Source organism: Streptomyces sp. NPDC014861, from assembly GCF_043081625.1.
Lineage (GTDB): Bacteria > Actinomycetota > Actinomycetes > Streptomycetales > Streptomycetaceae > Streptomyces.
In genome coordinates, this window is sequence record NZ_JBIBWV010000047.1 from 1 (window position 1) to 2505 (window position 2505).

1 rRNA gene is annotated in these 2505 nt (G+C 56.7%); it reads left to right on the forward strand.

The window, feature by feature from the left end:
* Positions 1–2473 (forward strand): 23S ribosomal RNA (locus tag ACF1BN_RS37750); the annotation flags it as partial.
* Positions 2474–2505: the final 32 nt, after the last annotated feature.

Consider the following 2505-nt stretch of genomic DNA (forward strand, 5'->3'; position numbering starts at 1 on the left):
CTCGTGACTGCGTGCCTTTTGAAGAATGAGCCTGCGAGTTTGCGGTGTGTTGCGAGGTTAACCCGTGTGGGGAAGCCGTAGCGAAAGCGAGTCCGAACAGGGCGGTTCAGTAGCACGCTCAAGACCCGAAGCGGAGTGATCTAGCCATGGGCAGGTTGAAGCGGAGGTAAGACTTCGTGGAGGACCGAACCCACCAGGGTTGAAAACCTGGGGGATGACCTGTGGTTAGGGGTGAAAGGCCAATCAAACTCCGTGATAGCTGGTTCTCCCCGAAATGCATTTAGGTGCAGCGTCGTGTGTTTCTTGCCGGAGGTAGAGCACTGGATAGGCGATGGGCCCTACCGGGTTACTGACCTTAGCCAAACTCCGAATGCCGGTAAGTGAGAGCACGGCAGTGAGACTGTGGGGGATAAGCTCCATGGTCGAGAGGGAAACAGCCCAGAGCATCGACTAAGGCCCCTAAGCGTACGCTAAGTGGGAAAGGATGTGGAGTCGCAGAGACAACCAGGAGGTTGGCTTAGAAGCAGCCACCCTTGAAAGAGTGCGTAATAGCTCACTGGTCAAGTGATTCCGCGCCGACAATGTAGCGGGGCTCAAGCGTACCGCCGAAGTCGTGTCATTGCAGTACATACCCCCAACGGGGACTGTGATGGGTAGGGGAGCGTCGTGTGCCGGGTGAAGCAGCCGCGGAAGCGAGTTGTGGACGGTTCACGAGTGAGAATGCAGGCATGAGTAGCGATACACACGTGAGAAACGTGTGCGCCGATTGACTAAGGGTTCCTGGGTCAAGCTGATCTGCCCAGGGTAAGTCGGGACCTAAGGCGAGGCCGACAGGCGTAGTCGATGGACAACCGGTTGATATTCCGGTACCCGCTTTGAAACGCCCAATATCGAGCCCATCAATGCTAAGCCCGTGAAGCCGTTCCGGACCCTTCGGGGAAAGGAAAGTGGTGGAGCCGGCGAACCAAGGTGGTAGTAGGTAAGCGATGGGGTGACGCAGGAAGGTAGTCCAGCCCGGGCGGTGGTAGTCCCGGGGTAAGGGTGTAGGGCGTGTGATAGGCAAATCCGTCACACACATAGCCTGAGACCTGATGCCGAGCCGATTGTGGTGAAGTGGATGATCCTATGCTGTCGAGAAAAGCCTCTAGCGAGTTTCATGGCGGCCCGTACCCTAAACCGACTCAGGTGGTCAGGTAGAGAATACCGAGGCGTTCGGGTGAACTATGGTTAAGGAACTCGGCAAAATGCCCCCGTAACTTCGGGAGAAGGGGGGCCACGTCTGGTGATCGGACTTGCTCCGTGAGCTGGGGGTGGCCGCAGAGACCAGCGAGAAGCGACTGTTTACTAAAAACACAGGTCCGTGCGAAGCCGTAAGGCGATGTATACGGACTGACGCCTGCCCGGTGCTGGAACGTTAAGGGGACCGGTTAGTGACCTTTCGGGGTTGCGAAGCTGAGAACTTAAGCGCCAGTAAACGGCGGTGGTAACTATAACCATCCTAAGGTAGCGAAATTCCTTGTCGGGTAAGTTCCGACCTGCACGAATGGCGTAACGACTTCTCGACTGTCTCAACCATAGGCCCGGTGAAATTGCACTACGAGTAAAGATGCTCGTTTCGCGCAGCAGGACGGAAAGACCCCGGGACCTTTACTACAGTTTGATATTGGTGTTCGGTTCGGCTTGTGTAGGATAGGTGGGAGACTTTGAAGCAGCCACGCCAGTGGTTGTGGAGTCGCCGTTGAAATACCACTCTGGTCGTGCTGGATGTCTAACCTGGGTCCGTGATCCGGATCAGGGACAGTGTCTGATGGGTAGTTTAACTGGGGCGGTTGCCTCCCAAAGGGTAACGGAGGCGCCCAAAGGTTCCCTCAGCCTGGTTGGCAATCAGGTGTTGAGTGTAAGTGCACAAGGGAGCTTGACTGTGAGACCGACGGGTCGAGCAGGGACGAAAGTCGGGACTAGTGATCCGGCGGTGGCTTGTGGAAGCGCCGTCGCTCAACGGATAAAAGGTACCCCGGGGATAACAGGCTGATCTTCCCCAAGAGTCCATATCGACGGGATGGTTTGGCACCTCGATGTCGGCTCGTCGCATCCTGGGGCTGGAGTCGGTCCCAAGGGTTGGGCTGTTCGCCCATTAAAGCGGTACGCGAGCTGGGTTTAGAACGTCGTGAGACAGTTCGGTCCCTATCCGCTGTGCGCGTAGGAATATTGAGAAGGGCTGTCCCTAGTACGAGAGGACCGGGACGGACGAACCTCTGGTGTGCCAGTTGTCCTGCCAAGGGCATGGCTGGTTGGCTACGTTCGGGAGGGATAACCGCTGAAAGCATCTAAGCGGGAAGCCTGCTTCGAGATGAGTATTCCCACCTCCTTGAGAGGGTAAGGCTCCCAGTAGACGACTGGGTTGATAGGCCGGATGTGGAAGCCCAGTAATGGGTGGAGCTGACCGGTACTAATAGGCCGAGGGCTTGTCCTCAGTTGCTCGCGTCCACTGTGTTAGTTCTGAAG